Below are 3,393 nucleotides of genomic sequence, written 5' to 3' on the forward strand. Positions count from 1 at the left end.
GTTTCATATTTTATCATAAATCATTGTTATTCCTCTTCTTCATTATCTCGAGATTGTGTTGCTCTCGTTCCTCCATTTTCTCTAATTTCGGTATGTCTGATTTCGCCACCAGTTGTTCCAGTTTGTTTTGCAAAATATAAAGTGATGGTACAAAAAACAATTGTTATATAAACGATACCATTTGAAAACGATTTTTTATAAACATTTGCCCACAATCCCAACAACGAAATCCCTCCCAATGCATAACATAGAATCGCAAATGTCCCCGCAATTTCTTCATGGATTTTAATGAAATTTTCATCAATTCCTGCCAAATTTTCAACAACTTCTTCGGCACCTTCGCCCGATAAAAATGCTGGAATTGCTAGAACTGCTCCCAAAATAAAAATAAAGTAAGCCGTCCTTTTTACTATTTCAGAACTAAAAAATAAACCTTCAATCATTACCAACAACCCAATTACTGGAATGATAATGGGTAAATGATTTAAAACTAAGTGTAAATGTGCATCGTTCATGATTTGTGTTTTTAAATTAATTTGAAATTTGTACTGGCAATATTATTTTTGATTAAAAACCATTTATTAATTAAATCCAACATCTTCCAAATCAAAAGTGGCATAAGTAAAATCACCATCAGGATAGGTGTAAATCGCTTCGGCATAACTGGCTAGTTTATACCCGTTTATGGTTTTGTAATCCCGCAAAGGTGTGTTCCATTTGAGTTTTTTGGTGGTGCCATCTTCAAGCAAAGCGGAACGATCTTCGGAAACAAAATTGACCAATTCACCTTTTTCATTAAAATACAACCAAGCCGAAATGGTTATTCCATTGTTGGTAAATGATGCTTTTACTTTATTTTCTTCCACTTGTAACCATTCAATTCGTTTGTCAATCAATGTAGCTGGTGCCATACAACACATATCGTTAAAAAAAGTGACGGTTTCTGATTCATTCATGACTGCACCTTTTTGAAATTCTACTTTAAACAGTGACAATAACCGAATATCCATATAGGCAATTCCGTTTTTAAAACAATGAAATCCTGCAACTGGCAAACCTTTCATGGTAGCATCGAGATAAAATAATCGGGTGGGCGTTGGTATAAAATTGTACTGTTCAGAGGTAAGATGCATCCAATCTCTTTTTTCGTGACTTCTAATTTTTCCTGAAAAGTCTATCCTAAAATTATGCACAATTGGTTTATCGAGACAATCTGCATAACGAATGTATTTTTTGACTGGCTCGGGCAAGTCTGTAATACTATCTTCTGAAAGTAACGTTTTTGGTAAATTTTTTGTATGCAATAAACCAATTTTTACTTCACTTTTGTATTCGTTTTTAAATTTTATCTGAAAAAATCCAATAATTACAAAAACCAAAATTAATACGTTGGCAATCGTACCAACCTTTGCGTCTTGCCAGTTATAGATGATTAGAATTTGCGATACAACCATTGCAATTAATCCAAAATAAGCCCAACTTTGATTTTTGAAAAGGTACAAAGCCAAACATATTAAGAACAAAAAACCTGTGGTAAGCCATACCATTCCTATTGGTTTAGAAATTTCTTTGGACAATTGCGTAATATTTCCATAATTATACGCTTTTGCAAAACCCATAAAATGGATTAATCCGTGAATGAATAGTAAGAATGCAAAGATGTATTTATACATAATGAACAGTTTTTGAATTTAATATTCCTGATTTTTTGAATTACTTTGGTTCAATAAAAATCCACCTATTCCAACCAACCATAAAACAACTGGATATGCCACCCAACGTTCTGTTCCACCATCGCCAATAATTGGAATGTATTTTTGTGCTGTAAACAATACGACCAATGTTATCAATCCGTAAACAAAAGCAAAATATTTAAATGGTGCAGCCGTAATTTTGAACGAAAGAATTGCTGCCAAACCTCCAGAAGTGAAAGTGAGTAGAGAAGACATTCCGTGGTAAGGAATTTTATCGCCAGGGAAAAAGCCAACGCCGAGTAGTCCTATTCCAAATAATAGAATTGGAATAGTGAATATTATTTTTTTGAAATGAAAGTGTTGGTATAATGAGGCTACTAAAATCATCAACCCCGAAAACCACATTGTTGTATTAAAGATTGTTGCCGATGGTTGATAACTGACACTATTTGGTGGAAGTGTAGCACCTAAATCGCTTATTTCGCTATTGGTTGTGGTATAACCCGATGGATAAAATGCTTCGGAAGTAATGATTCCCATTAAGATTATTGAGCCTGCGAAGAAAAATAATGAACCAGATATTTTTAAATTTTTCATAATAATTTCCTTTTGATTTTTAATTGTGGATTTAGAAACACCACGTTACAGCTAAGTTAAAAGCCAAATAATTCAAATTGACTGGTGTTGAAATTGTACCAAAAATTATATCTCTTGATAATGATCTGTATCTAATAGTTGGTGCAACTCGCAATGATTTATTTATTTCATAAGAAAGTCCAGTTTCTGCTTGCCAACCCAATCCGTGACCAGAATCTGAAATAATGTCTCCATTATCATTTTCTACTTCAATATGATTGTAAATTCCTGCAAGACCAACTATATAATTTAAATTATAAGTTGAAATTGGATGATTAAACTGAAAACCGAAACTATAGCCAGTTTCATCAAAATCTAGTTTTGATGGTAAATCTTTAGATGGAAAAGTGTTCCAACTCCAACCGACAAATGCCGATAAATGTTCTTGAACTCTATAACCAACTGTTGCTTCAGCACCAAATCCTGTATTGAGTTTTATGTTGTCTAAATCTTGTGTTGCAAAGTTGATACCTGGTCTAAAAGTTAGTTCCCATTAATTTTGAGCATTGACATTATTGCACGTTAAAAGCAAGAAAATTAAAATTAATACTACAACAATAATTTTATGATAATTTGATGTTAGACTTTTCATATTATATGTTTTAAATTAATTTGATACAAAGTTTAAGGTTCTGACAAAACTTTGTGTTGCATATTTTTTAACAAAATTTATACAATTCCATATCTTTTATTACGAATATTCATAAATGCCTACATCAAATGAAATAAATAATTATAATTTAGTAATACTTTCCATTTCTGCTTGCAAAATGTTTTCAATTCCTTTTATTAGCGCATCAGGATTAAATGAGATACTATCAATGCCTTCATCTACTAAAAATTTTGCAAAAGCGGGAATATCGCTCGGTGCTTGTCCGCACAAACCCACTTTTATTTTATTCCTTTTTGCTGCTCTAATAGTATCTTGTATTAAATGTTTTACTGCAGGATTCTCTTCATTAAACAAAGCACTAACCAATGTAGAATCCCGATCTAAACCCAATGTGAGTTGTGTTAAATCGTTTGATCCAATAGAAAATCCATCAAATAATTTCGCAAATTG

The 3,393-nt window shown here is 32.2% G+C and carries 5 protein-coding genes; all 5 read right to left on the minus strand.

Annotated elements, in window-relative coordinates; translation table 11 throughout:
* Window positions 1-26 precede the first annotated feature (26 nt).
* Window positions 27-515 (minus strand): hypothetical protein, encoded by a 489-nt coding sequence (locus tag ACH2BG_RS07505; RefSeq protein WP_395047086.1) that lies wholly within the window; start codon window positions 513-515, stop codon window positions 27-29.
* 66 nt (window positions 516-581) lie between these two features.
* A complete protein-coding gene (locus ACH2BG_RS07510; RefSeq protein WP_395047087.1) occupies window positions 582-1,673 on the minus strand; it encodes a DUF6544 family protein in 1,092 nt (363 codons plus the stop codon).
* Window positions 1,674-1,691: 18 nt separating this feature from the next.
* Window positions 1,692-2,291, minus strand: a complete 600-nt coding sequence (locus ACH2BG_RS07515) for a DUF998 domain-containing protein (protein ID WP_395047088.1) — start codon at window positions 2,289-2,291, stop codon at window positions 1,692-1,694.
* Between the two features lie 31 nt (window positions 2,292-2,322).
* Window positions 2,323-2,799, minus strand: coding sequence for an outer membrane beta-barrel protein (locus tag ACH2BG_RS07520; RefSeq protein ID WP_395047090.1), 477 nt, complete (start codon window positions 2,797-2,799; stop codon window positions 2,323-2,325).
* Between the two features lie 264 nt (window positions 2,800-3,063).
* A partial coding sequence (locus ACH2BG_RS07525) for a putative PEP-binding protein (RefSeq protein ID WP_395047089.1) occupies window positions 3,064-3,393 on the minus strand: 330 nt, incomplete at its 5' end.

Source organism: Flavobacterium sp., from assembly GCF_043779715.1.
GTDB lineage: Bacteria > Bacteroidota > Bacteroidia > Flavobacteriales > Flavobacteriaceae > Flavobacterium.